Below are 23,680 nucleotides of genomic sequence, written 5' to 3'. Positions count from 1 at the left end.
ACGGGGCGGCATCGCTGCCTCCCCGTGGGTTTTATTGTCCGCTCAGCACCCGCGCCGGATCGATGCGGCTGGCGCGCCTCGCCGGATACCAACTGGCCAGCAGGCTCAGCACGATGGCGGTCGCCAGCACGATCAGCACATCCAGCCAGTGCAGCTCGGAAGGCAGGAAGTCGATGAAGTAGATATCGCCCGACAGGAAGGAATGGCCGACCAGTTTCTCGATGCCCCGGATGATGTTGGTCAGCTGCAGCGAGGCGATCACCCCGATCACCACGCCGCTCAGGCTGCCCAGCAGCCCGGCCAGCAGCCCGTACCAGATGAAGATGGCGCGGATAAAACCGTCTTTGGCGCCCAGGGTGCGCAGCACCGCGATATCGGCGCTTTTGTCTTTCACCGCCATCACCAGCGTGGAGACAATGTTGAAGCAGGCTACGCCGATCACCAGCACCATCGCCAGGTACATGATGGCGCGGATCATCTGGATGTCGCGATACATATAGCCGTACTTGCCGATCCAGCTTTTGATGTAGATATAAGAATTGGTCACTTCGCCGGCGTCGCGCACCAATTTGTTGGCGGCGAACACGTCGTTCATCTTGAGCGCGATACCCGTGACGCTGTCACCCATGTCGAGATACTGCTGCGCATCGGCCAGCGGCACCAGCGCCAGGCTGTGATCGAGCTGGCCGCTGAGCTGCAAAATGCCGGTCACATGCAGGCGAATGCGCTTCGGCTGCAGCAGCTTCATTTCCGGGTCGCTGTTGGGGATCATCACCGTGACATAGGCGCCCTGCTTGACGCCCAGCGCGTCGGCCACGCCCTTGCCGAGGATCACCTGCTGCTCGCCGGGCTTGAAGTTGGCCCAGGCGTCGCCCTGCACATACTGCGGCAGCGCGCTCAGCCGGCTCTCCTGCTGCGGATCAACGCCTTTGACTTCCACCGCGCGCAGCTGCGCGCCGTTTTCCATCAGGCCGGTAAAGTTGATGTACGGTGCGGCGGCCACAATGCCCGGCACCTTTTCCACCCGTTGCAGAATCGACGGCCAGCCGCTGAACGGCTGATTGACCGGTTCGAGTTCGCCATGCGGCACCACCGCCAGAATGCGGTTCTTCAGCTCGCGCTCAAAGCCGTTCATCGCGCTCAGGCCGACGATCAGCACCGCCACCCCCAACGCAATGCCGATGGTGGAGATAACCGAGATCAGCGACACCATGCCGCCGCGTTTACGGCCGCGGCTGAAACGCAGGGCCGTCAGGAAGGACAGTGAGGCTCCCGCCATTACTCGGCCCCCATCAGGGTCAGCTGCGCCTGCAGGTGGCCGTCGGCCATTTCCAGCTGGCGGCTCAGACGCTTGGCCAGTTGCAGATCGTGCGTCACCACCAGGAACGCGGTGCCCTGACGCACATTCAGCTCGCCCAGCAGATCGAAGATGCTGTCCGCGGTGCGTTTATCCAGGTTACCGGTCGGTTCGTCCGCCAGCACCAGCGCCGGGTTGTTGACCAGCGCACGGGCGATCGCTACGCGCTGACGCTCGCCGCCGGAAAGCTCGGACGGACGGTGTTTGCTGCGCTTTTCCAGCCCGACCGCCGCCAGCATCTCCCGCGCTTTCTCCTGCGCCTGCGCCGGTTTGGCACCGCCGATCAGCAGCGGCATGGCGGCGTTTTCCAGCGCGGTGAAGTCCGGCAACAGGTGGTGGAACTGATAGATGAAGCCCAACTGGCGGTTGCGCAGCTCAGCCTTGGCCGCCGAAGACATGGCGTTCAGCGATTCGCCCTTGAAAATCACCTCGCCGGAGGTCGGTGAGTCCAACCCGCCCAGCAGGTGCAACAGGGTGCTCTTGCCGGAACCCGAGCTGCCGACGATCGCCATCATCTCGCCCTGCTGCATAGCAAAGCTGACGTTGCGCAGCACGTCGGTGTGCAGGTTGCCTTCCTGATAGGTCTTGCACAGGTTGTCACACTGCAACAAAAGATGGTTACTCATAACGTAAAGCCTCAGCGGGTTGTACGGCGGCAGCGCGCCATGAAGGATAAAGCGTGGACAACAGGGAAACCGCCATCGCCACCACGGCGATGATCGTCACCTGCAGCGGATCGACCGCCACCGGCAGCGAAGCGCCGTCGATCAAGGCGCCGAGGATCGGCATCAGGTTATTCAGGTTGGTGGCCAGCAGCACGCCGAGCAGCGTGCCGAGCAGCGAACCGATGATGCCGGCGCTGGCGCCCTGCACCATGAATACCGACATGATCTGGCGGCGGGTCAGCCCCTGGGTCTGCAGAATGGCAACCTCGCCCTGCTTCTCCATCACCAGCAGGCCGAGCGACGTAATGATGTTAAACGCCGCCACCGCCACGATCAGGCTGAGCAGCAGCCCCATCATGTTCTTCTCCATGCGCACCGCCTGGAACAGCTCGCCCTTGCGATCGCGCCAGTCTTTCCAGACGGTGCCCGCCGGCAGCGCCTGTTGGCTGAGGGTATCGACCGTCAGCGGCTGTTGCAGGAACAGGCGCCAGCCGGTGATGTTGCCGGCCGGGTAACGCATCAGGCGCGAGGCATCCTGTTGGTTGACCAACAGCTGATAGCCGTCCACCTCGCTATTGGCATGGAAGGTGCCGATGAGGGTGAACAGGCGCTGGCTGGGGATGCGGCCCATCGGTGTGAACTGGCTGGCGCTCGGCACCATCACGCGCAGCGAATCGCCGCGCTTGACGCCCAGTTGCCCCGCCAGCTGTTCGCCGATGATGATGTTGTATTGGCCCGGCTGCAGCTGTTGCTGCTTGACGTTGACCAGATAGGGGGTTAGCGGATCGGCCTCGTCGGGATTGACGCCAAGCATCACCCCAACCGCCACGCTGCGGGCGCTTTGCAGCACCACGTCACCGGTGGTCAGCGGCGCAACGCGCGTGACGCCCTGCAGCTTCTGCACCTCGGAGGCCGGCAGCTGCTGCGGGTTGACCGATCCCTGTGGACTGGTGACCAACGCCTGCGGCATCAGGCCGAGGATGTTGTTCTCCAGATCCTTTTCGAAACCGTTCATCACCGACAGCACGGTGACCAACGCCATCACCCCCAGCGTAATGCCGATGGTGGAAAGCCAGGAAACAAACCGCCCGAAGCGGTCTGAGGCTCGCCCGCGCATGTAGCGCAGGCCAATGAATAACGCGACAGGTTGATACATGAAATCCGTTTGATAGCCGTGGCTTAAGCAAAGTGATCATGGATAATAAAGGCTCTCCCTCGTTTAGGGAACACCCGACGGCCTTTTATTGCGTGGCGGCGAAGAGGGAGACGGCGGCAGCTTCGCGCGTTATTTATCCTCAGCCGCAAAAAACAGACGGCATTAACCGGTTAAATAACCGGCAGAAAATTGATGAGCAGCGCTTTTTGCTGTGTCAGTTTGCCGGCCGCTGGGCTACTATAAACAGCATAAAGGCGCTGGGTTATCCGTGCCGGGACGCCATCCAACACATTGATTAAAGATACCTGAATGAGCACTTCCGATAGCCGTAACCGTTCTTCATCCCCTCGTTATTCTCTGCCCGATCGCGCGGGCGATCTGCGCCAACTGGGGCAACTGACCGGCGCGGCCTGTGCCGTGGAATGCGCCGAGATCGTCGAACGCCACCCTGGCCCGGTGATGCTGATCGCGCCGGATATGCAAAACGCCCTGCGGCTGCGCGACGAGATCCAGCAGTTCACTGACCAGATGGTGACCACGCTGTCCGACTGGGAAACCCTGCCGTACGACAGCTTCTCGCCGCACCAGGAAATCATCTCAGATCGTTTGTCGAGCCTGTATCACCTGCCGACCATGGCGCGCGGCGTGATCATTCTGCCGGTCAACACCCTGATGCAGCGCGTCTGCCCGCACGAATTCCTGCACGGCCACGCGCTGGTGATGAAGAAAGGCCAGCGCCTGTCGCGCGACAAGCTGCGCGCGCAGTTGGAACAGGCCGGCTACCGCAGCGTCGATCAGGTGATGGAGCACGGCGAATTCGCCACCCGCGGCGCGCTGCTCGATCTTTACCCGATGGGCAGCGATGAGCCTTACCGCATCGACTTTTTCGATGACGAAATCGACAGTCTGCGTATCTTCGACGTCGATACCCAGCGCACGCTGAGCGAAGTCGAGGCCATCAATCTGTTGCCGGCCCACGAGTTCCCCACCGACAAGAACGCCATCGAGCTGTTCCGCAGCCAGTGGCGCGAGCAGTTTGAGGTGCGTCGCGACGCCGAACACATCTATCAGCAGGTCAGCAAAAGCGCCTGGCCCGCCGGTATCGAATACTGGCAGCCGCTGTTCTTCAGCCAGCCGCTGCCGTCGCTGTTCAGCTACCTGCCAGGCAATACGCTGATCGTCAACACCGGCGATCTGGAGGGCGCCGCCGAGCGCTTCTGGCAGGACGTCAACCAGCGTTACGAAAGCCGCCGCGTCGATCCGATGCGCCCGCTGCTGGCGCCGGATACGCTGTGGCTGCGCGTCGACGCACTGTTCGGCGAGCTGAAGGCCTGGCCGCGCATCGCGCTGAAAACCGATGAGCTGCCGGCCAAGGCCGGCAATACCAATCTGGACTACCATACCCTGCCCGATCTGGCGGTGCAGGCGCAGCATAAATCCCCGCTGGATAATCTGCGGCGCTTTACCGAAGGCTTCGACGGCAGCGTGATTTTCTCCGTCGAGAGCGAGGGGCGGCGTGAAACGCTGCAGGATCTGCTCGGCCGCATCAAGCTGGCGCCGGCGCTGATTCAGCGCCTCGATCAGGCGGAAACGGCGGGCCGTTACATGATGGTCGGCGCCGCCGAACACGGCTTCCTCGACGGCCTGCGCCGGCGGGCGCTGATCTGCGAAAGCGATCTGCTCGGTGAGCGCGTCAGCCGCCGCCGGCAGGACAACCGGCGCACCATCAACACCGATACCCTGATCCGCAACCTGGCGGAGCTGCATCCCGGCCAGCCGGTGGTGCACCTGGAACACGGCGTCGGCCGCTACGTCGGCCTGACCACGCTGGAGGCCGGCGGCATCAAGGCCGAGTACCTGATCCTCTCCTACGCCGGTGAGGACAAGCTGTACGTGCCGGTGTCATCGCTGCATCTGATCAGCCGCTACGCCGGCGGCGCGGACGAAAACGCCCCGCTGCACAAACTGGGCGGCGACGCCTGGACGCGCGCGCGGCAGAAAGCCGCCGAGCGGGTGCGCGACGTGGCGGCCGAGCTGCTGGATATTTACGCCCAGCGCGCCGCCAAGGCCGGTTTCGCCTTCAAACACAACCGCGAGCAGTACCAGCTGTTCTGCCAGAGCTTCCCGTTCGAAACCACGCCGGATCAGGAACAGGCGATCAACGCGGTGCTGAGCGACATGTGCCAGCCGCTGGCGATGGACCGCCTGGTGTGCGGCGACGTCGGCTTCGGCAAAACCGAAGTGGCGATGCGCGCCGCCTTCCTGGCGGTGGAAAACGGCAAGCAGGTGGCGGTGCTGGTGCCGACGACGCTGCTGGCGCAGCAGCACTTCGACAACTTCCGCGATCGCTTCGCCACCTGGCCGATCCGCATCGAGATGATGTCGCGCTTCCGCAGCGCCAAAGAGCAGCAACAGGTGCTGGACGACGCGGCCGAAGGCAAAGTGGACATCATCATCGGCACCCACAAACTGCTGCAGAGCGATCTGCGCTGGAAGGATTTGGGGCTGCTGATCGTCGATGAAGAGCACCGCTTTGGCGTGCGCCACAAGGAGCGCATCAAGGCGATGCGCGCCGATGTCGATATCCTGACGCTGACCGCCACGCCAATCCCGCGGACGCTGAACATGGCGATGAGCGGCATGCGCGATCTGTCGATCATCGCCACTCCGCCGGCGCGCCGCTTGGCGGTGAAGACCTTCGTGCGCGAATACGACAGCCTGGTGGTGCGCGAGGCGATCCTGCGCGAAGTGCTGCGCGGCGGCCAGGTTTACTACCTTTACAACGACGTGGAAAACATCGAGAAAGCGGCGCAGCGCCTGGCTGAGCTGGTGCCTGAAGCGCGCATCGCCATCGGCCACGGCCAGATGCGTGAACGCGATCTGGAGCGGGTGATGAACGATTTCCACCACCAGCGCTTCAACGTGCTGGTGTGCACCACCATCATCGAAACCGGCATCGATATCCCCAGCGCCAACACCATCATCATCGAGCGGGCCGATCGCTTCGGCCTGGCGCAGCTGCATCAATTGCGCGGCCGCGTCGGGCGTTCGCACCACCAGGCTTACGCCTATCTGCTGACGCCAAACCCGAAAGCCATGGGCACCGACGCCCATAAACGGCTCGAGGCCATCGCGTCTCTGGAAGATCTCGGCGCCGGGTTCGCGCTGGCAACCCACGATCTGGAGATCCGCGGCGCCGGTGAACTGCTGGGTGAAGACCAGAGCGGCCAGATGACCACCGTCGGTTTCTCGCTCTACATGGAGCTGCTGGAAAGCGCCGTCGACGCGTTGAAAAACGGCCGCGAGCCGTCGCTGGAAGATCTCACCAGCAGCCAGACCGAGGTAGAACTGCGCATGCCGACGCTGCTGCCGGAAGACTTCATTCCCGACGTCAATACCCGTCTGTCGCTGTATAAGCGTATCGCCAGCGCGAAGAACGACGGTGAGCTTGACGAGTTGAAGGTCGAACTGATCGACCGCTTCGGCCAGCTGCCGGATGCGGCGCGCAACCTGTTGCAATGCGCGGCGCTGCGCCTGCATGCGCAGAGGCTGGGGATCAAACGCATCGAGAGCAACGAGCGCGGCGGCTTTATCGAGTTCGGCGACAACAACCGCGTTGACCCGGGTTATCTGATCGGCCTGTTGCAGGGCAATCCGCAGGTTTACCGCCTGGACGGCCCGAGTAAGCTGAAGTTCACGCTCGATCTGGCCGATCGCCAGAAACGCCTGACGTTCACCGAAGAGCTGCTGAACGCCTTCCGCGAACACACGCTGGCGGCCTAAGGCAACGCCCCCGTCGCTACGACGGGGGCGGCTTATCCGCGCGGAAAACCGGCGCCCAGCGGCGCCAGCTGCATCACGCGGCTGGTCACCACCCGGTTTTTGCCGCTGCGCTTCGCCTCGTACAACGCTTCGTCGGTCATGGCGATCGCCTTGTCCAACGTCATGCCAGGCAGATACAGCGACACGCCGATGGACATCGTGATGTGCGCTTCGTCGTGTGCATTCAGCAAGAACGTCGAACTTTCCACCGCGCTGCGAATGCGCTCCGCCACCCCGCCGATGACCTGCGGATCGTAGCTGGCGGTGATCACCATAAACTCCTCGCCACCGTAGCGCCCGACGAAGTCCTCGTTACGCACGCTGTTTTGCAGCAGCCGGCCGACGCTGGCCAGCAGCACGTCACCGGCCGGATGACCGTAGGTATCGTTGATGCTTTTAAAGTTATCCAAATCGAGGATCATCAGCCCGCACGGGCGGCGCTCGGCACGCTGCAGCATCAGCTGATAATCGACGCTGGCGCGGTTGTTGATGTGGGTCACACTGTCGGTCGTGGCACGCGCACGCATCGCGAAATAGGCGTAGATGTGGCGCTCTTTGAAATTCAGCGCATGATAGCAAATCGCCAGACAGAGCGCGGAAACCGCCTGGTACAGCAACACATCCGGCCACAGCCCGCTCATGTCCACCAGCAGCCACACCACCGCGATGCGATACAGCGCGATAATGCCGATCGTCAGGTAAAACGTCCGGTGGGATTTTTTCAGCCACACCTGCGACAGCAGCAGCGGCGCGATGATCGAGGCGATGAACAGGTTATCGACGGTGAAACCGCCGGTAAGCGCCATGGCGAACAGAAAACTCACCAGTCCGCTGACGCCGCCGCCGAAGAACGTCACCAGTATCATCGGGATCATCGCAAAGCTGTAATGTACCTTATCGGTCAACACCAGCCGATCCTGACTCAAATACAGCACCGCCACCCCGGCCAGCAGGCCGAACACGACGCGCTTCCACAGTGCGGAACGGTAGGAAAACGGGGCATTCTTGCTGAGAACGAAATAGCTTACCGACAGCGTGGCATAGGTGATGCAAGCGTCGCTGTAAAGGGTGGAAATGGACGCAATGTAAGTCATAAATAGTCAGCGCGCTCCTCGGGATCGCCAGGGGTAATGTAAAGACGTTGAATAACGCATCCCTGTCGTCTCCGCTTCGGCGGCGGCCATTTTACACAGTCTATTAATAGAGTAGCAGTTCTATCTTATCGCCAAGCCGTCTATCTCACGACGCACGCTTCAGGCTACTCTGTCCTTTGTATATCGGGGGAGAAACGCATGAATATCGACGATGAACTGCAGGCGCTCAGCGAACAGGAAGCGACGCTGGCCTTTACCCATTTTGACGCCACCACCGCCTGGGAGCTGGGCGCGGCGCTGAAAACCGCCGCCGAGCGACGCGGCCTGAGCATCGCCATCGAAATCCAACTGGCCGGGCAGACGCTGTTTTATTACGCCATGCCGGGCGCCACGCCGGACATCGCCGACTGGGTGCGGCGCAAGCGCAATCTGGTGAACCATTTTCACAAAAGTTCTTACGCCATCGGCCTGCGCCTGCAGCAGCGGCAAACGTCGCTGGAGGAGCGTTACGGGCTGAGCGTGCGCGACTATTCGGTGCACGGCGGCGCCTTCCCGCTCACCCTGACCGGCCTCGGCTGCGTCGGCAGCATCAGCATTTCCGGCGCGCCGCAGAAGGAAGATCACCAGCTGTTGGTAAGCACTTTAGCCCACTTTCTCGGCTTATCCCTACCCGCTCTGCACTAACCGCCAAAACCTTGATTATTCCTTTCTTTTTAAGCCGCAGAATCTGCGGCTTACTTACCTGTTAACGGCATTTAGCGCCGGATAAAACGACGACTCTCTGATTTCCTGTGCCAAATTGACGCAGGTCTGGTAATCCGCTGAACAAAAGGCGTATGGTATCTGTCACGTGACAAGACGGACCTCATCGGGCCCGCCATTCCTTTCACTTTTGAAGATTTGGTACGCACCGTAGATGAAAACGCATGAAATAAACAAAATTCGCCCCTTCAGCGCGCTGATAGACGCCTGCTGGCGGGAACCTTATAGTCTGGCGCGGTTGCTGAAAGACGCTATCGCCGGGGTGACGGTCGGCATTATCGCCATTCCGCTGGCGATGGCGCTGGCGATCGCCAGCGGCGTGCCGCCGCAGTACGGCCTGTATACCGCCGCCATCGCCGGCATCGTCATCGCCGTCAGCGGCGGTTCGCGCTACAGCGTCTCCGGCCCCACCGCCGCCTTCGTGGTGATCCTCTATCCGGTCTCGCAGCAGTTCGGCCTGGCCGGCCTGCTGGTCGCCACGCTGATCTCCGGGGTATTTCTGCTGCTGATGGGGCTGGCGCGCTTTGGCCGGCTGATCGAATACATTCCGCTGCCGGTGACGCTGGGCTTTACCTCCGGCATTGCCATCACCATCGCCACCATGCAGATCAAGGACTTTTTCGGCCTGCAGCTGGCGCACACGCCGGAAAATTACGTTGGCAAGCTGTACGCCCTGCTGCAGGCGCTGCCAACGCTGGATCTCGGCGATACCCTGATCGGCGCCGTGACGCTGCTGATCCTGATCTTCTGGCCCAAGCTCGGCCTGCGGGTGCCCGGCCACCTGCCGGCGCTGCTGGCGGGCACCGCGCTGATGGGGCTGCTGACGCTGTTTGACCACCCGGTGGCGACCATCGGTTCCCGCTTCAGCTACCTGCTGGCCGATGGCAGCAGCGGCCAGGGCATTCCGCCGATCCTGCCGCAGCTGCTGCTGCCCTGGGATCTGCCGGGCGGCGGCGGGCAGCCGTTCACCCTGAGCTGGCAAACCGTTTCCGCCCTGTTGCCGGCGGCATTTTCGATGGCAATGCTCGGCGCGATCGAGTCGCTGCTGTGCGCAGTGGTGCTCGACGGCATGACCGGTAAGAAGCATAACTCGAACAGCGAATTGATCGGCCAAGGCGCGGGCAACATCATCGCGCCGTTCTTCGGCGGCATCACCGCGACCGCCGCAATTGCCCGTTCAGCGGCCAACGTGCGCGCCGGTGCCACCTCACCGGTATCCGCCATCATCCACGCGCTGCTGGTGCTGTTGGCGCTGCTGGTGCTGGCGCCGTGGCTCTCTTATCTGCCGCTGGCGGCGATGGCGGCGCTGCTGTTGATGGTCGCCTGGAACATGAGCGAGGCCCACAAGGTGGTTTACCTGCTGCGCCGGGCGCCGAAGGACGACATTCTGGTACTGCTGCTGTGCATGTCGCTGACGGTGCTGTTCGACATGGTGATCGCCATTACCGTGGGCATCGTGTTGGCGTCGCTGCTGTTTATGCGCCGCATCGCCCGCATGACGCGGCTCAGCGAACTGAGCGCCGATGACGGCCGCCTGGTGCTGCGAGTGAATGGCCCGCTGTTCTTCGCCGCCGCCGAGCGCATCTTTACCGAACTGCTGACGCGCAGCGAAAGTTATCGCACGATCGTGCTGCAATGGGATGCGGTGCCGGTACTCGACGCCGGCGGTCTGAGCGCCCTGCGACGCTTTATCGACGTGTTGCCGGCGGACAAGAAACTGGTGATCACCGACGTGCCGTTCCAGCCGCTGAAAACCCTGGCGCGTGCGCGGGTGCAGCCGATCGAGGGCCGCTTGCAGTTCTATCCGACCCTGCCGGAAGCGCTGGCGGCCACCGGCGCCTAAACGTAAAAAAGCCCGACGAGTCGGGCTTTTTTTATGGCGACGAGCGCTTAGTTGCTGGTATCCAGCTCCGGGAAGCTCTTCACCAGGTCGTCGATGGCTTTCATCTGCGCCAGGAACGGCTCCAGTTTGTCCAACGGCAGCGCGGAAGGACCGTCGCACTTGGCGTTGTTCGGATCCGGGTGCGCTTCGAGGAACAGGCCGGCCAGGCCAACCGCCATGCCGGCGCGCGCCAACTCGGCCACCTGAGCGCGGCGGCCGCCGGACGCGGCGCCGAACGGATCGCGGGTCTGCAGCGCGTGGGTCACGTCGAAGATCACCGGATGGCCGCCGGTCACGTTCTTCATCACGTTGATGCCCAGCATGTCGACCACCAGGTTGTCATAACCAAAGTTGCTGCCGCGATCGCACAGGATCACCTGGTCGTTGCCGCCTTCTTTGAATTTGTCGACGATGTTGCCCATCTGCCCCGGGCTGACGAACTGTGGCTTCTTGACGTTGATCACCGCGCCGGTTTTCGCCATCGCTTCCACCAGATCGGTCTGACGCGCCAGGAAGGCCGGCAGTTGGATCACGTCAACCACTTCAGAAACCGGCTGCGCCTGCGCCACTTCATGCACGTCGGTGATGATTTTCACGCCGAAGGTTTTCTTCAGCTCTTCGAAGATCTTCATCCCTTCTTCCAGGCCCGGACCGCGGTACGAGTGGATGGAAGAACGGTTGGCTTTGTCGAAAGAGGCTTTGAATACATAAGGAATGCCCAGTTTTTGCGTCACGGTGACGTAGTGCTCGCAGATGCTCATCGCCAGATCGCGCGATTCCAGCACATTCATACCGCCAAACAGCACAAACGGCAGGTCGTTTGCTACGTCGATGTCGCCAATGCTAACCACTTTCTGTTTCATGCTTTCGCCTTTGTTAAGGTTGTAACCGTCGCCTTGCAAACTGCACGGAGTCATTGAATTAATGCAGCGTCACCTGTTTCGGCTCAATCGAGTGGATCTGTACTTTGATCACTTCGCTGACCGGGTCTTCAGGACACTGCTCGACAAAATAGTTGAGATCGGAAATCGCGATGTGGTTGCACTCCAGCTGGGCATAAATCAGCCCGCGGTCGCGGATCTCGTAAGGATCTTCCGGATCGAAGCACAGCACCGTTTCGCTGGTGCGCAGCGCCATTTCCAGCTGCTTTTCTTCCATCAGGGCGGCCTTCAGCGTATCCAACATCTTGCGCACCACCATGATGTTCTCGGATTCGTCGAGATCGTCGTCTTCCAGCTCGGCGCCCAGCCCCAGGTTGCCCTTGATCCACACTTCCAGCTGGTGCTCGCTCAGGGTTTCGCCGTTCAGCGGGTTGATCAGCCACAGCTCTTCGTCCAGCCAATCGGCGCGCAGGATCAGCTGAGTGGGGAAAATCACCGGCAACAGAGGCAGATCCAGCGCGTTGGCGATGTGCAGGAAAATGGTGCCTAGCGAGACCGGCGTGCCCTGCCGCCCTTCCAGCACCTTGTCCAGCCAGATGGCGTCCGACAGGCGGTAAACGCCGCTGGCGCCGCCGAATCCCCAGGTTTTGTAGAACAGTTCGATGAGCGCATCCAGTTGCTGCTCCTGAGTGATATCGACCGGCACCGCCGCACGCGCTTCATCCACCAGCTGTTGCAGCTTGCGCTCCACGTCGGCAGCGGGAAAATCGCGCCGCACCGACTGCGACACCAGGATCACCCCTTCGCTCAGCGGCGAGGTGTTAAATTCAAAATCAGCAATGCTACTCATAGGTATCCCATCAGAAACGGTATTTTCGTCGTGGCAAGTTTAATTATCAGATACAGACAGCCCAACGCCAGCACGAACGCCACGGTTCGCAGCCGCTGACTTTTGGTCTTCTTGCCCAATGCGACGTAGCCAAGCAGGATATAGATAATAACGCCAAACAGCTTCTCGGTCAGCCATGAGTCCATACCCAGCAGCGGATAAAACCCGAACGTCACCACCAACGCGATGCCGCTGACGAACAGCAGCGTGTCATTCAGGTGCGGCGCTACCTTGACCCAGCGGCGGCCCATGATCGGCGAGCGGCGCCACTGCCAAAAGAAACGCAGCACAAACAAGGTAATACTGATGGCGACCGTCAGCAAATGGAAATGTTTCAACGCGGTGTATGCAGTCATGATGCTCCCTTAAATGGCCCGGGCGTCGTTATTATGAGTGGCGCTTATCCCGGCCATTGGCCGAGCGTCACGCGGTCGTTGTCGCCGTAATCACGGTGGGTGGCGACAGCGGAAAATCCGGCGGCCTGCAGCAGCGCGCGCACGCTCTCGCCCTGCTGCCAACCATGTTCCAACAGCAGCCAGCCCTGCGACTGCAAATAATGCGGCGCCTGGCGCACGATGGCGGCCAGATCCGCCAGCCCGTGCTCGGCGGCAACCAGCGCGCTACCGGGTTCAAAGCGCACGTCGCCCTGCGACAAATGCGGATCGGCGGCGTCGATATAGGGCGGATTGCTGGCGATCAGCGCGAAGCGTTGCCCCGCCACCGGCGCAAACCAGCTGCCCTGTAGAAATCGGACGTTGTCGATCTTCAGCTTGTGCGCATTGTGCTGCGCCAGCGCAACCGCCTCCGGCTGCACATCGATGCCGATAGCCGAACAATCCGGGCGCTCACTGGCCAGCGCCAGCGCGATGGCGCCGGTGCCGGTGCCAAGATCGAGGAAATGGCAGGGTTGCGGCGGCAGGCGCGCCAGCGCCAGTTCCACCAGGCATTCGGTATCAGGGCGTGGGATCAGCGTCGCCGGCGAGACCGACAGCGGCAGCGACCAAAACTCGCGCTCGCCCACCAGATAGGCCACCGGCTCACCGCGTTCGCGGCGCGCCAGCAGCGTCTCCAGCTGCTGTTGCTGCGGCGGCGTCAGCAGGGTTTCCCCGAACGCCATCAGGAAGGTTCTGGCCTTGCCGGTCACGAAACCCAACAGGATTTCCGCGTCGCGCCGGGCGCTGTCGCTGTGGGTCAAACGCGCGGCGGCGGCTTTCAGCCAGTATTGATAATCCATCACTCTTGCTCGGCGGACAGCGCAGCCAGCTGATCGGCCTGATACTCCTGCACGATCGGCTGGATCAGCATGTCCAGTTTGCCTTCCATCACTTCGTCCAGACGGTAGAGCGTCAGGTTGATGCGGTGGTCGGTTACCCGCCCCTGCGGGAAGTTGTAGGTGCGGTTGCGGTCGGAACGATCGCCGCTGCCCAGCAGGTTGCGGCGAGTGGACGCCTCGGCCTGCTGGCGCTTGGCCATCTCGGCGGCGCGAATGCGCGCGCCCAGCACCGACATCGCCTTGGCTTTATTTTTGTGCTGCGAACGTTCGTCCTGGCACTCCACCACGATGCCGGTCGGCAGGTGGGTGATGCGGATCGCCGAGTCGGTGGTGTTAACGTGCTGGCCGCCGGCGCCGGAGGAGCGGAAGGTGTCGATTTTCAGATCGCCCGGGTTGATGTCCGGCAGCTCGGCTTCCGGCACTTCCGGCATCACCGCCACGGTACAGGCGGAGGTGTGGATGCGCCCCTGGGATTCGGTTTCCGGCACGCGCTGCACGCGGTGCCCGCCGGATTCAAACTTCAGCTGACCGTACACGCCATCGCCGGAAACTTTGGCAATCACTTCTTTGAAACCGCCGTGTTCGCCTTCGTTGGCGCTCATCACCTCGACACGCCAGCGGCGGCTTTCCGCATAGCGGCTGTACATGCGGAACAGATCGCCGGCAAAGATCGCCGCCTCATCGCCGCCGGTGCCGGCGCGCACTTCGAGGAAGCAGCTGCGCTCATCGTCCGGATCTTTCGGCAGCAGCAACACCTGCAGCTGCTGCTCCAGCGCTTCGCTGGTCGCCCGCGCCTGTTTCAGCTCTTCCTGCGCCATCTCGCGCATTTCCGGATCGTCCAGCATCATTTCCGCCGTCTCCAGATCCTCCTGCACCTGACGCCATTCCAGGAAGCAGCGGCTGACGTCGGTCAGCTGCGCGTATTCTCGCGACAGCGCGCGGAACCGGTCTTGCTCGGCAATGACGCCGGCATCGCCGAGCAGCGCCTGCACTTCTTCATGGCGCTCTTGTAACGCTTCCAGTTTGGCAACAATAGAAGGCTTCATGCGTGGTAATAAACCCTGTTAATAGAGAAAACTAATGCTGATCCAGCCCGAGGCTGTCGCGTAATAACTGCAACCGCTCCACGTCGCCGTCGCCGGCGGCCTGCTGGAGGGATTTGGTAGGGGCATGAATAAGACGGTTGGTCAGCTTATGGGCCAGCTCGTGAATAACCTGCTCCACGTTGGCGCCCTGCGCGATGGCGGCCAGCGCTTTGGCCTCCATTTCCGCGCGAATTTGGTCAGCCTGCGAACGGTAGTCGCGGATGGTTTCCACCGCGCCCTGCGAACGCAGCCAGGCCATGAAGTTGATGCTTTCCTGCTGCACGATCGACTCCGCATGCACCGCCGCCGCTTTGCGCTGCGCCAGGTTGCTTTGAATGATGGCGTGCAGATCGTCCACGCTGTACAGATAGGCGTTGGCCAGTTTGCCGACTTCCGGCTCGATATCGCGCGGTACGGCGATATCCACCAGCAGCATCGGCTGGTTGCGGCGCGCCTTCAGCGCGCGCTCCACCATCCCCTTACCGATGATCGGCAGCGGGCTGGCGGTGGAGCTGATGATGATGTCGGCGTCCGCCAGGCGTTCGTCGATCTCCGGCAGGGTGATCACTTCTGCGCCCACCTCGTCCGCCAGCAGCTGCGCGCGCTCGCGGGTGCGGTTGGCGATGATCATGTGCCGCACTTTGTGTTCGCGCAGGTGGCGCGCCACCAGCTCGATGGTTTCACCGGCGCCCACCAGCAAGACGTTGAGATCGGCCAGCGATTCGAAGATCTGCCGTGCTAGGGTACAGGCAGCAAACGCTACGGAGACCGCGCTGGCGCCGATTTCGGTTTCGGTGCGCACGCGCTTGGCGACGGAGAAGGATTTCTGGAACAGACGCTCCAGCTCGCCGGACAGCGACTGGCCGCGTTGCGACTCGGCGAAGGCCTTTTTCACCTGGCCGAGGATCTGCGGTTCGCCCAATACCAGTGAGTCCAACCCGCTGGCCACCCGCATCAGATGGCTGACCGCGTCGTTGCCCTGATGCCAGTACAGGCTTTTCTTCACCTCTTCCGGGCGCAGGTTGTGGTACGCGCACAGCCAGGCGACCAGCTGCTCGTGCATGTGTTCCTGTTGCTCTACGCTGAGGTACAGCTCGGTGCGGTTGCAGGTGGACAACACGACGCCGCCCTGCACCAACGGTTGTTGGAGCAAGCTGGTTAGCGCCTCATCGATGGACTCTGGCGAGAAGGTCACCCTTTCACGCAGAGAAACCGGAGCGGTTTTGTGATTTATACCTAACGCCAGCAGGGTCATTGCTTCGAGTAATACTTATCTTGGTACGGGTTCTCGTTGAACGGCATTCTACTTGATGCGCGGGATCAATAAAAGTAACAACCGCATCTTCCGTTCAATCGCTGTCATAGACGACATCAATTAATGAATAAGCAATAAATACAGCGGGATAAATAGTCATAGGCTAGGTTGATTGCTTAAATTTTAGCGCAGTTTGCGATAACGCGCACGCTATTCGGCGTGCGCAACGGCGGCGTTTGCGCAACTCCGGCACCGCTTATCGGGCGCGCCTCCCCGCCTTTAGACGATTGTGTTACGCTTAATGGCGACCCCGACGCGCGTAACGGGTTGGCATTGCGCCGGCAAAAGCGGAAAGATTCAACGCGATGCAGCAAAAAATTGACGCGCCGCCGCCGCCCCGTTAGCGTGAGCGCTGAATCCGGGTTTCGTCGCGCATGCCCGCAAGGACAAAAGGACAAGAGAAAGTTATGCCAATACGCAAAGTTAGTTTGCTCCGTCTGATCCCGCTGGCCAGCCTGGTGCTGGCCGCCTGTACCACCACCAAGCCGACCGGCCCGGCCACCAGCCCGACTTCACCGCAGTGGCGCGCCCATGAGCAGGCAGTGCAACAGCTCAGCACCTATCAGACCCGCGGCTCCTTCGCCTACTTGTCTGATCAGAAAAAAGTCTACGCCCGCTTCTTCTGGCAGCAGTTCTCGCCGGAGCGCTACCGCCTGCTGCTGACCAACCCGCTGGGCAGTACGGAAATGGACCTCAACGTGCAGAAAAACGTGGTGCAGCTGACCGACAACCAGGGCAAACGCTACGTCAGCGACAACCCGGAAGAGATGATCCGCAAGCTGACCGGCATGGCGATCCCGCTGAACAACCTGCGTCAGTGGATGGTCGGCCTGCCGGGCGAAGCCAGCGATTTTGCGCTGGATGACCAATATCGCCTGAGCAAGCTGACCTACCAGCAAGGCGGCCAGACCTGGAAAGTGGATTACCAGGGCTACAGCAACGAGGTGCAGCCGACGCTGCCGAACCGCCTGGAGCTGCAGCAGGGCGACCAGCGCATCAAGCTGAAGATGGATAACTGGACGCTCAAATGATCCGCCAGTGGCCCTCCCCCGCGAAACTCAACCTGTTTTTGTACATCACCGGCCGTCGTGAAGACGGCTATCACCTGCTGCAGACGCTGTTCCAGTTTCTGGACTACGGCGATACCCTGACCATCGACCCTCGCCAGGACGACCGCATTCATCTGCTGACGCCGGTCGACGGCGTTCCAGACGAGCAGAACCTGATCGTGCGCGCCGCCCGCCTGCTGCAGCGCTATTGCGATGAACGCGGCCTGCAAACCGCGCCGCGCGGCGCCGACATCAGCATCGACAAGCGCCTGCCGATGGGCGGCGGTTTGGGCGGCGGTTCCTCCAACGCCGCCACCGTGCTGGTGGCGCTGAACGAACTGTGGCGCTGCGGTCTTGGCGACGACCAACTGGCAGCGCTGGGGCTCAGCCTCGGCGCCGACGTGCCGGTGTTCGTGCGCGGCCACGCCGCCTTCGCCGAAGGCATCGGCGAGCGCCTGCAGCCGGCCGAGCCGCAGGAAAAATGGTATCTGGTGGCGCATCCTGGCGTCGGCATCCCGACGCCGGTTATCTTCGGCGACCCCGAATTAAAAAGAAACACCCCGGTTCGCTCCTTAAGTGAGCTGTTGCAGGCGCCGTACGCAAATGATTGCGAACCGATCGCAAGAAAACGTTTTCGCGAGGTTGAACAGCTTCTTTCATGGCTGTTAGAATACGCCCCGTCACGCCTGACTGGCACAGGTGCTTGTGTGTTTGCTGAATTCGACACAGAAATCGCCGCCCGTCAGGTGTTAAATCAAGCCCCGGAGTGGTTGTGTGGTTTTGTAGCGCGCGGCGTTAACGTCTCCCCACTACATCGCATTCGTTCCGGGCGGTTTGAGTCGTAGCTCAACGTTTCGCTGCGCAGGGTCATGCACACCTGGCCCTGTTATCCCTGCGCTGCCTGCGGTCTCAATTTTAGTTTTACATACCCGTATGTATATTGCGCCGGCGTCGCCAACTGCCCCTTGGCGATGTCGTATGACAATATCTTCTCTGGACGCAAGCCTGAGGTTCTTCTCGTGCCTGATATGAAGCTTTTTGCTGGTAACGCCACCCCGGAACTAGCACAACGTATTGCCAACCGTTTGTACACCAGCCTTGGTGACGCCGCTGTAGGTCGTTTTAGCGACGGCGAAGTGAGCGTGCAAATCAACGAAAATGTACGCGGCGGTGATATTTTCATCATCCAGTCCACCTGTGCCCCGACCAACGACAACCTGATGGAACTGGTTGTGATGGTCGACGCCCTGCGTCGCGCCTCCGCAGGTCGTATTACCGCCGTTATCCCTTACTTCGGCTATGCCCGCCAGGATCGCCGCGTGCGTTCCGCGCGTGTACCCATCACCGCCAAGGTGGTTGCCGATTTCCTCTCCAGCGTAGGGGTTGACCGCGTTCTGACGGTGGATCTGCATGCTGAGCAGATTCAAGGCTTCTTCGACGTACCGGTAGACAACGTGTTCGGCAGCCCGATCCTGCTGGAAGACATGCTGCAGCAGAACTTGGAAAACCCGATCGTGGTTTCCCCGGACATCGGCGGCGTAGTGCGTGCTCGCGCCATCGCCAAACTGCTGAACGACACCGACATGGCCATCATCGACAAACGCCGCCCGCGCGCGAACGTTTCTCAGGTGATGCACATCATCGGTGACGTGGCAGGCCGCGACTGCGTGCTGGTCGACGACATGATCGACACCGGCGGTACCTTGTGTAAAGCGGCTGAAGCGTTGAAAGAACGCGGTGCCAAGCGCGTATTCGCCTACGCGACGCACCCGATCTTCTCCGGCAACGCCGTGGACAACATCAAGAACTCGGTGATTGATGAAGTGATCGTCTGCGATACCATTCCGCTGTCGCCGGAAATCAAGGCACTGAAAAACGTTCGCACTCTGACCCTGTCCGGCATGCTGGCTGAAGCCATCCGCCGCATCAGCAACGAAGAGTCGATCTCTGCGATGTTCGAGCATTGATTCGTCGTCTTTCCGGTGCGGCGCCCACCGTGCCGGAAAGATAGCGAGCCCGACAGCAGAAAAAGAAAAACCCGTTGGTGCGTGAGCAACAACGGGTTTTCTACTCGTAGTCCAACATGACCTCAGACCTTAATGCACGGCAGATATTCCCTTGCCCTGCTCTTGCTTCCCTTCTGATTTTTTAATCAATGCGACGAACGATGTTGGTCGTTACGGCACCGTTTATCAAAGTGTTTTACCCACCAGTAGCGATCCGCCACCTGCTCGCGGCCGCCTATACGCGCGCCCACCAGCCATAACAGCGCGCCGACGAAGATACTCATGATGGCGCCGTGGGCGAAAAATTGCGGTAAATTGAACTGGGAAACTTCAGCAATAATGGAGTATCCAACGCCGCCGATCATCACGACCAGCCCCAGCCCCATAAAAAAGTTGCCCATTCTGTCCGCGCTTCTACGTTTCATATGCCACCTCCATGATTGCCATGTGCCAACCGGGATAACGCTGCAACTTGTTAACCCACTTTGATAAGTTAAGTATAGTCCTTGTTATGGCAAGGGGATTGCGGAGGCGATCACAAATGGTAAAGAATTATTGACACTTCTTAACACGCCACTGAAAATTAGCAGACAAATTGAATGATTCAGCTAATGAATCATTCGTCTTTCTTACCAACGCCGAAGGCAGAGATCGGATTTTGTCATTCACCGCCCCGACAGGTAGACTAAGGCCCTTTCCATTACCCTGATCATAGTGAATCTCCCAGTGAGCAGTATTAAATTGATAGTCGGCCTGGCCAACCCGGGCGCGGAATACGCCCAGACACGCCACAACGCCGGCGCCTGGTACGTCGATCTGCTGGCACAGCGCCACAATCAGCAGTTGAAAGAAGAGAGCAAGTTCTTCGGCTACACCGCCCGTTTGAATCTGGCGGGCAACGACGTGCGCCTGCTGGTGCCGACCACCTTCATGAACCTGAGCGGCAAAGCGGTGCTGGCGATGGCCAATTTCTACCGCATCGAACCCAACGAGATCCTGGTGGCGCACGACGAGCTGGATCTGCCGCCCGGCGTGGCAAAAATCAAGCTCGGCGGCGGCAACGGCGGCCACAACGGCCTGAAAGACATCCAAAACAAGTTCGGCAATAACCCGAACTTCTACCGCCTGCGCATCGGCATCGGCCATCCGGGCGACAAGAACAAGGTGGTGGGCTTCGTGCTCGGCAAGCCGCCGGCCAGCGAGCAGAAGATGATTGACGAAGCGATCGACGAGTCGCTGCGCTGCACCGAGATGCTGATGAAGGACGGGCTGGAAAAAACCGTTCAGCGCCTGCACAGCTTCAAGGCACAGGCCTGAACCTTACCGCAGCGGGCGCCCTGCCCGCTGCCGGCTTTTAGCCGCGCGGGTTGAAGGTCTCCTCGCCCACGCGGCGATCATCGGCGGCGAACCCCTCTTCCGCCACGTAATACTGCGGATCGTCCAGTTCATGGCTGCAAAACGGCCCGGCGCGCTTGAGCAGGCGCACGCAGTCACCGCTCAGGTGGCGCAGACGAATGCTTTTCCCCGCCGCCAGATAACGCGCCGTCAGCTTATCGATCGCTTCTACGCCGCTGGAATCCATCACCCGGGTGCCGGCAAAGTCCAGCACCACGTTCTGCGGATCGCCTTGCGGCTCGAACAGCTCGGCAAAAGCCGCGGCCGAGCCGAAGAACAGCGGACCATCGAGCCGATACACCGCCACGTCGCCCGTCACCTGCCGCTGGCGCACGCGGATGCGTGCCTGCTGCCAGGCGAACACCAGCGCCGAGATAATCACCCCGCTGATCACCGCCACCGCCAGATCGGTAAAGATGGTGATCAACGTGACGGCGATCATCACCAGCGCGTCTGCCTTCGGCATACGACGCAAACGGCGCAGCGAACTCCACTCGAAAGTGTTGTAACACACCACCAGCATCACCCCGGCCAGCGCCGCCACTGGCAGCAGGCCGATATAGCGCGACAGGCTAACCACAAATAAAATCAGCAGGATAGCGCCCACCGTGCCGGAGATGCGCCCGCGCCCGCCCGAGGTGAAGTTGATGATCGACTGGCCGATCATCGCACAACCGGCGAAGCAGCCGAACAGGCCGCACACCGCGTTACCGGCGCCCTGCGCGATACTCTCGCGGTTGCCGTTCCCCTTCTTGCCGCCCATTTCATCCAGCACCGTCATGGTCAGCAGCGATTCAATCAAACCGACCAGGGCAATCACTACCGCATAGGGTAGCACCACCCGCACCATCTCCAGGGTAAACGGCACCGTCGGCAGGCTGAAGTGCGGCAGCGCGCCGGAAATGTCCGCCAGATCGCCCACCCGCAGCGTATGCAGATTGAGGCCGATCGCCAACGCCGAGACCACCAGCAGCGCCGCCAGCGAAGACGGAATGGCTTTGGTCAGGCGCGGGAACAGCACCACCACCGCAATCGCCAGCGCCACCAGGCCGTACATCAGCGGGCCCTGCCCGGCGATCATCTTCAACTGCGCCAGCATGATGACGATCGCCAGACCGTTGACGAAGCCGTGGATCGCCGGCAGCGGCACCAGACGAATGAACTTGCCCAGCCGAAAGGCGCCGATCAGGATTTGAATCCCCCCGGCAAACAGCGTGGCCCACAGTACGTAACCCATGCCGTACTGCGCCGCCAGGCTCATCAGCACCACCACAATGGAACCTGCGGCGCCGGAAACCATGCCCGGCTTGCCGCCGAACAGCGCCGTGACCAGGCCGATAATAAACGCGGTATGCAAACCGACGATCGGCGAAAGACCGGCGACCAGCGAAAAGCCGACCGCCTCGGGGATCATCGAAACCGCCACCACAAAGCCCGCCAGGACTTCATTTTTAACGTCCGCGATCCTGACGTTACTCAGGTTAAACATGCATTATTCACTTATGACAGATGACATCATCTCCCCGCGTAGCGGGTATGGGGTACCGCAAGGGGCGGCAGACTGCTGGCGGGCACAGCTCAGGGTGGCGTAGGCAAGAAATACATCCGGCGCGTTTCCTGTCGGTTAATCGGAACGGCCAGTATGGGTAAATGTGATCCAAATCTCAATCAAAAACCGGTCGCCCGCGCTGCACTCGCCCCAGCCAAGCAAGTCTGATCGAGATAAACGCCCATTACGTGTATAATGGCGGCATTATTTTGCCCTTTATGCAGTTGGTTAAATATAACCGACTGATAGTTAAGATATTTAAGGTGATTACAACATGGGATTCAAATGCGGTATCGTCGGCCTGCCTAACGTAGGCAAATCCACCCTGTTCAACGCGTTGACCAAAGCGGGCATTGAAGCAGCCAACTTCCCGTTCTGCACCATTGAACCGAACACCGGTGTGGTGCCGATGCCCGATCCGCGTCTGGATAAGCTGGCCGAGATCGTCAAGCCGCAGCGCATTCTGCCGACCACCATGGAATTCGTCGACATCGCCGGCCTGGTGAAAGGCGCATCCAAAGGTGAAGGCCTGGGCAACCAGTTCCTGACCAACATCCGCGAAACCGAAGCCATCGGCCACGTGGTGCGCTGCTTCGAGAACGACAACATCATTCACGTCAACAACAAGGTCGATCCGGCCGAAGACATCGACGTGATCAACACCGAGCTGGCGCTGTCTGACCTGGACACCTGCGAGCGCGCCATCCACCGCGTGCAGAAGAAAGCCAAAGGCGGCGACAAAGACGCCAAAGCCGAGCTGGCGGCGCTGGAGAAATGTCTGCCGCACCTGGAAAACGCCGGCATGCTGCGCGCACTGGATCTGACCGATGAAGACAAGGCGGCGATCAAATACCTGAGCTTCCTGACCCTGAAGCCGACCATGTACATCGCCAACGTCAACGAAGACGGCTTTGAGAACAACCCGTACCTGGACACCGTGCGTAAAATCGCCGACGCCGAAGGCTCCGTGGTGGTTGCCGTGTGCGCCGCCGTGGAATCCGACATCGCCGAGCTGGAAGACGAAGAGCGCGACGAGTTCATGGCCGAACTGGGCCTGGAAGAGCCGGGTCTGAACCGCGTGATCCGCGCCGGTTATGAGCTGCTGAACCTGCAAACCTACTTCACCGCCGGCGTGAAAGAAGTGCGCGCCTGGACCATCCCGGTCGGCGCCACCGCCCCGCAGGCGGCCGGCAAGATCCACACCGACTTCGAGAAAGGCTTTATCCGCGCGCAAACCATCGCCTTTGACGACTTCATCACCTACAAGGGTGAGCAAGGCGCCAAAGAAGCCGGCAAAATGCGCTCAGAAGGTAAAGACTACATCGTCAAAGACGGCGACGTGATGAACTTCCTGTTCAACGTCTAACCCTACCCCGCAGCGTATCTCTCGGCTGCTGGAAACGGAAAAATCCACGCTTCGGCGTGGATTTTTTTTGTCTCCAGGACCTGCGTTTTGGCAACCGGGACGCCGTCACACCCTCCCGGTTCTTTCCCACTGAA

21 protein-coding genes are annotated in these 23,680 nt (G+C 60.9%); 9 read left to right on the top strand and 12 right to left on the bottom strand.

Translation table 11 applies throughout. From position 1 onward, the window contains the following. Positions 1 to 31: 31 nt before the first annotated feature. From lolE to lolC, 3 genes are read right to left on the bottom strand one after another with little or no spacing between them, the layout of a single operon-like run. Positions 32 to 1,279 carry a lipoprotein-releasing ABC transporter permease subunit LolE gene (gene lolE / locus GUC32_RS09905; RefSeq protein ID WP_025302503.1) on the bottom strand — a complete coding sequence of 416 codons (1,248 nt, stop codon included), beginning with the start codon at positions 1,277 to 1,279 and terminating at the stop codon, positions 32 to 34. Then, positions 1,279 to 1,983, bottom strand: a complete 705-nt coding sequence (lolD, locus tag GUC32_RS09900) for a lipoprotein-releasing ABC transporter ATP-binding protein LolD (protein WP_004941120.1) — start codon at positions 1,981 to 1,983, stop codon at positions 1,279 to 1,281. Before lolD ends, lolE begins: the two co-directional genes overlap by 1 nt. Then, complete coding sequence (gene lolC / locus GUC32_RS09895) at positions 1,976 to 3,178, bottom strand: lipoprotein-releasing ABC transporter permease subunit LolC (RefSeq protein ID WP_004941116.1); 1,203 nt, start codon at positions 3,176 to 3,178, stop codon at positions 1,976 to 1,978. Before lolC ends, lolD begins: the two co-directional genes overlap by 8 nt. 38 nt (positions 3,179 to 3,216) lie before the next feature. On the opposite strand from lolC, the gene GUC32_RS09890 reads away from it, so the two are divergent. Both GUC32_RS09890 and mfd read left to right on the top strand, forming a co-directional pair. Next, complete coding sequence (locus GUC32_RS09890) at positions 3,217 to 3,477, top strand: hypothetical protein (protein WP_016928090.1); 261 nt, start codon at positions 3,217 to 3,219, stop codon at positions 3,475 to 3,477. A gap of 10 nt (positions 3,478 to 3,487) precedes the next feature. Continuing rightward, the gene (gene mfd / locus GUC32_RS09885; protein WP_197812712.1) at positions 3,488 to 6,961 is read left to right on the top strand and encodes a transcription-repair coupling factor; all 3,474 of its coding nucleotides are present in this window, start codon (positions 3,488 to 3,490) and stop codon (positions 6,959 to 6,961) included. A 32-nt stretch (positions 6,962 to 6,993) separates the two neighbouring features. Here mfd and GUC32_RS09880 read toward each other — a convergent pair whose 3' ends face one another. After that, complete coding sequence (locus GUC32_RS09880; RefSeq protein WP_043141520.1) at positions 6,994 to 8,094, bottom strand: GGDEF domain-containing protein; 1,101 nt, start codon at positions 8,092 to 8,094, stop codon at positions 6,994 to 6,996. Between the two features lie 198 nt (positions 8,095 to 8,292). On the opposite strand from GUC32_RS09880, the gene GUC32_RS09875 reads away from it, so the two are divergent. Both GUC32_RS09875 and dauA read left to right on the top strand, forming a co-directional pair. Then, positions 8,293 to 8,778 (top strand): heme-degrading domain-containing protein, encoded by a 486-nt coding sequence (locus GUC32_RS09875; protein WP_025302499.1) that lies wholly within the window; start codon positions 8,293 to 8,295, stop codon positions 8,776 to 8,778. A 232-nt stretch (positions 8,779 to 9,010) separates the two neighbouring features. Further along, entirely contained in the window at positions 9,011 to 10,699 is a 1,689-nt protein-coding gene (dauA, locus tag GUC32_RS09870) for a C4-dicarboxylic acid transporter DauA (RefSeq protein ID WP_043141525.1), read from the top strand. Between the two features lie 47 nt (positions 10,700 to 10,746). On the opposite strand, the gene kdsA is transcribed toward dauA, so the two are convergent. From kdsA to hemA, 6 genes are read right to left on the bottom strand one after another with little or no spacing between them, the layout of a single operon-like run. Beyond that, entirely contained in the window at positions 10,747 to 11,601 is an 855-nt protein-coding gene (kdsA, locus tag GUC32_RS09865; protein WP_025302497.1) for a 3-deoxy-8-phosphooctulonate synthase, read from the bottom strand. A 58-nt stretch (positions 11,602 to 11,659) separates the two neighbouring features. Further along, positions 11,660 to 12,469, bottom strand: coding sequence for an invasion regulator SirB1 (sirB1, locus tag GUC32_RS09860; protein WP_016928096.1), 810 nt, complete (start codon positions 12,467 to 12,469; stop codon positions 11,660 to 11,662). After that, positions 12,466 to 12,867 carry a SirB2 family protein gene (locus tag GUC32_RS09855; protein WP_170310367.1) on the bottom strand — a complete coding sequence of 134 codons (402 nt, stop codon included), beginning with the start codon at positions 12,865 to 12,867 and terminating at the stop codon, positions 12,466 to 12,468. The genes sirB1 and GUC32_RS09855 overlap by 4 nt, the downstream gene beginning before the upstream one ends. Positions 12,868 to 12,908: 41 nt before the next feature. Continuing rightward, positions 12,909 to 13,742: a peptide chain release factor N(5)-glutamine methyltransferase gene (gene prmC / locus GUC32_RS09850; protein ID WP_127146177.1), complete on the bottom strand. Its 834-nt coding sequence runs from the start codon at positions 13,740 to 13,742 to the stop codon at positions 12,909 to 12,911. After that, on the bottom strand, positions 13,742 to 14,827 hold the full coding sequence (gene prfA / locus GUC32_RS09845; RefSeq protein ID WP_016928099.1) for a peptide chain release factor 1: 1,086 nt from the start codon (positions 14,825 to 14,827) through the stop codon (positions 13,742 to 13,744). The genes prmC and prfA overlap by 1 nt, the downstream gene beginning before the upstream one ends. 31 nt (positions 14,828 to 14,858) lie before the next feature. Then, positions 14,859 to 16,121 (bottom strand): glutamyl-tRNA reductase, encoded by a 1,263-nt coding sequence (hemA, locus tag GUC32_RS09840; protein WP_369435706.1) that lies wholly within the window; start codon positions 16,119 to 16,121, stop codon positions 14,859 to 14,861. 467 nt (positions 16,122 to 16,588) lie between these two features. Between hemA and lolB the strand changes: the two genes are divergently transcribed. The 3 genes from lolB (at position 16,589) to prs (ending at position 19,197) form a co-directional block, all read left to right on the top strand. Further along, entirely contained in the window at positions 16,589 to 17,212 is a 624-nt protein-coding gene (gene lolB / locus GUC32_RS09835) for a lipoprotein insertase outer membrane protein LolB (protein WP_049207163.1), read from the top strand. Then, complete coding sequence (gene ispE, locus GUC32_RS09830) at positions 17,209 to 18,075, top strand: 4-(cytidine 5'-diphospho)-2-C-methyl-D-erythritol kinase (protein ID WP_049207164.1); 867 nt, start codon at positions 17,209 to 17,211, stop codon at positions 18,073 to 18,075. The genes lolB and ispE overlap by 4 nt, the downstream gene beginning before the upstream one ends. Positions 18,076 to 18,249: 174 nt before the next feature. Then, positions 18,250 to 19,197, top strand: a complete 948-nt coding sequence (gene prs / locus GUC32_RS09825; protein ID WP_004941061.1) for a ribose-phosphate diphosphokinase — start codon at positions 18,250 to 18,252, stop codon at positions 19,195 to 19,197. Positions 19,198 to 19,382: 185 nt separating this feature from the next. Here the strand turns inward: prs and ychH are convergent, their stop codons facing one another. Then, positions 19,383 to 19,661 (bottom strand): stress-induced protein YchH, encoded by a 279-nt coding sequence (ychH, locus tag GUC32_RS09820; RefSeq protein ID WP_025302491.1) that lies wholly within the window; start codon positions 19,659 to 19,661, stop codon positions 19,383 to 19,385. Positions 19,662 to 19,962: 301 nt separating this feature from the next. Here ychH and pth point away from each other — a divergent pair, with 301 nt between their 5' ends. Then, complete coding sequence (pth, locus tag GUC32_RS09815) at positions 19,963 to 20,553, top strand: aminoacyl-tRNA hydrolase (RefSeq protein WP_004941053.1); 591 nt, start codon at positions 19,963 to 19,965, stop codon at positions 20,551 to 20,553. 37 nt (positions 20,554 to 20,590) lie between these two features. On the opposite strand, the gene GUC32_RS09810 is transcribed toward pth, so the two are convergent. Then, positions 20,591 to 22,120: a SulP family inorganic anion transporter gene (locus GUC32_RS09810; protein WP_060432898.1), complete on the bottom strand. Its 1,530-nt coding sequence runs from the start codon at positions 22,118 to 22,120 to the stop codon at positions 20,591 to 20,593. Between the two features lie 334 nt (positions 22,121 to 22,454). Between GUC32_RS09810 and ychF the strand changes: the two genes are divergently transcribed. Continuing rightward, positions 22,455 to 23,546 (top strand): redox-regulated ATPase YchF, encoded by a 1,092-nt coding sequence (ychF, locus tag GUC32_RS09805; protein ID WP_060447286.1) that lies wholly within the window; start codon positions 22,455 to 22,457, stop codon positions 23,544 to 23,546. Positions 23,547 to 23,680 lie beyond the last annotated feature (134 nt).

Source organism: Serratia sp. NGAS9, assembly GCF_009905295.1.
Classification (GTDB): Bacteria; Pseudomonadota; Gammaproteobacteria; order Enterobacterales; family Enterobacteriaceae; genus Serratia; species Serratia bockelmannii.
Note: the sequence above shows the minus strand (reverse complement) of the source record. Positions and strands in the feature narration are given on the sequence as shown.

Excerpts from the sequence above, each read along its gene's own strand:
- ispE (WP_049207164.1), top strand. The coding sequence starts at position 17,209 with ATGATCCGCCAGTGGCCCTCCCCCGCGAAACTCAACCTGTTTTTGTAC.
- kdsA (WP_025302497.1), bottom strand. The coding sequence starts at position 11,601 with ATGAAACAGAAAGTGGTTAGCATTGGCGACATCGACGTAGCAAACGAC.
- GUC32_RS09880 (WP_043141520.1), bottom strand. The coding sequence starts at position 8,094 with ATGACTTACATTGCGTCCATTTCCACCCTTTACAGCGACGCTTGCATC.
- ychF (WP_060447286.1), top strand. The coding sequence starts at position 22,455 with ATGGGATTCAAATGCGGTATCGTCGGCCTGCCTAACGTAGGCAAATCC.
- ychH (WP_025302491.1), bottom strand. The coding sequence starts at position 19,661 with ATGAAACGTAGAAGCGCGGACAGAATGGGCAACTTTTTTATGGGGCTG.
- lolE (WP_025302503.1), bottom strand. The coding sequence starts at position 1,279 with ATGGCGGGAGCCTCACTGTCCTTCCTGACGGCCCTGCGTTTCAGCCGC.
- lolB (WP_049207163.1), top strand. The coding sequence starts at position 16,589 with ATGCCAATACGCAAAGTTAGTTTGCTCCGTCTGATCCCGCTGGCCAGC.
- sirB1 (WP_016928096.1), bottom strand. The coding sequence starts at position 12,469 with ATGAGTAGCATTGCTGATTTTGAATTTAACACCTCGCCGCTGAGCGAA.
- mfd (WP_197812712.1), top strand. The coding sequence starts at position 3,488 with ATGAGCACTTCCGATAGCCGTAACCGTTCTTCATCCCCTCGTTATTCT.
- hemA (WP_369435706.1), bottom strand. The coding sequence starts at position 16,121 with ATGACCCTGCTGGCGTTAGGTATAAATCACAAAACCGCTCCGGTTTCT.
- GUC32_RS09890 (WP_016928090.1), top strand. The coding sequence starts at position 3,217 with ATGGATAATAAAGGCTCTCCCTCGTTTAGGGAACACCCGACGGCCTTT.
- lolC (WP_004941116.1), bottom strand. The coding sequence starts at position 3,178 with ATGTATCAACCTGTCGCGTTATTCATTGGCCTGCGCTACATGCGCGGG.
- lolD (WP_004941120.1), bottom strand. The coding sequence starts at position 1,983 with ATGAGTAACCATCTTTTGTTGCAGTGTGACAACCTGTGCAAGACCTAT.
- dauA (WP_043141525.1), top strand. The coding sequence starts at position 9,011 with ATGAAAACGCATGAAATAAACAAAATTCGCCCCTTCAGCGCGCTGATA.
- GUC32_RS09875 (WP_025302499.1), top strand. The coding sequence starts at position 8,293 with ATGAATATCGACGATGAACTGCAGGCGCTCAGCGAACAGGAAGCGACG.
- GUC32_RS09810 (WP_060432898.1), bottom strand. The coding sequence starts at position 22,120 with ATGTTTAACCTGAGTAACGTCAGGATCGCGGACGTTAAAAATGAAGTC.
- prmC (WP_127146177.1), bottom strand. The coding sequence starts at position 13,742 with ATGGATTATCAATACTGGCTGAAAGCCGCCGCCGCGCGTTTGACCCAC.
- prfA (WP_016928099.1), bottom strand. The coding sequence starts at position 14,827 with ATGAAGCCTTCTATTGTTGCCAAACTGGAAGCGTTACAAGAGCGCCAT.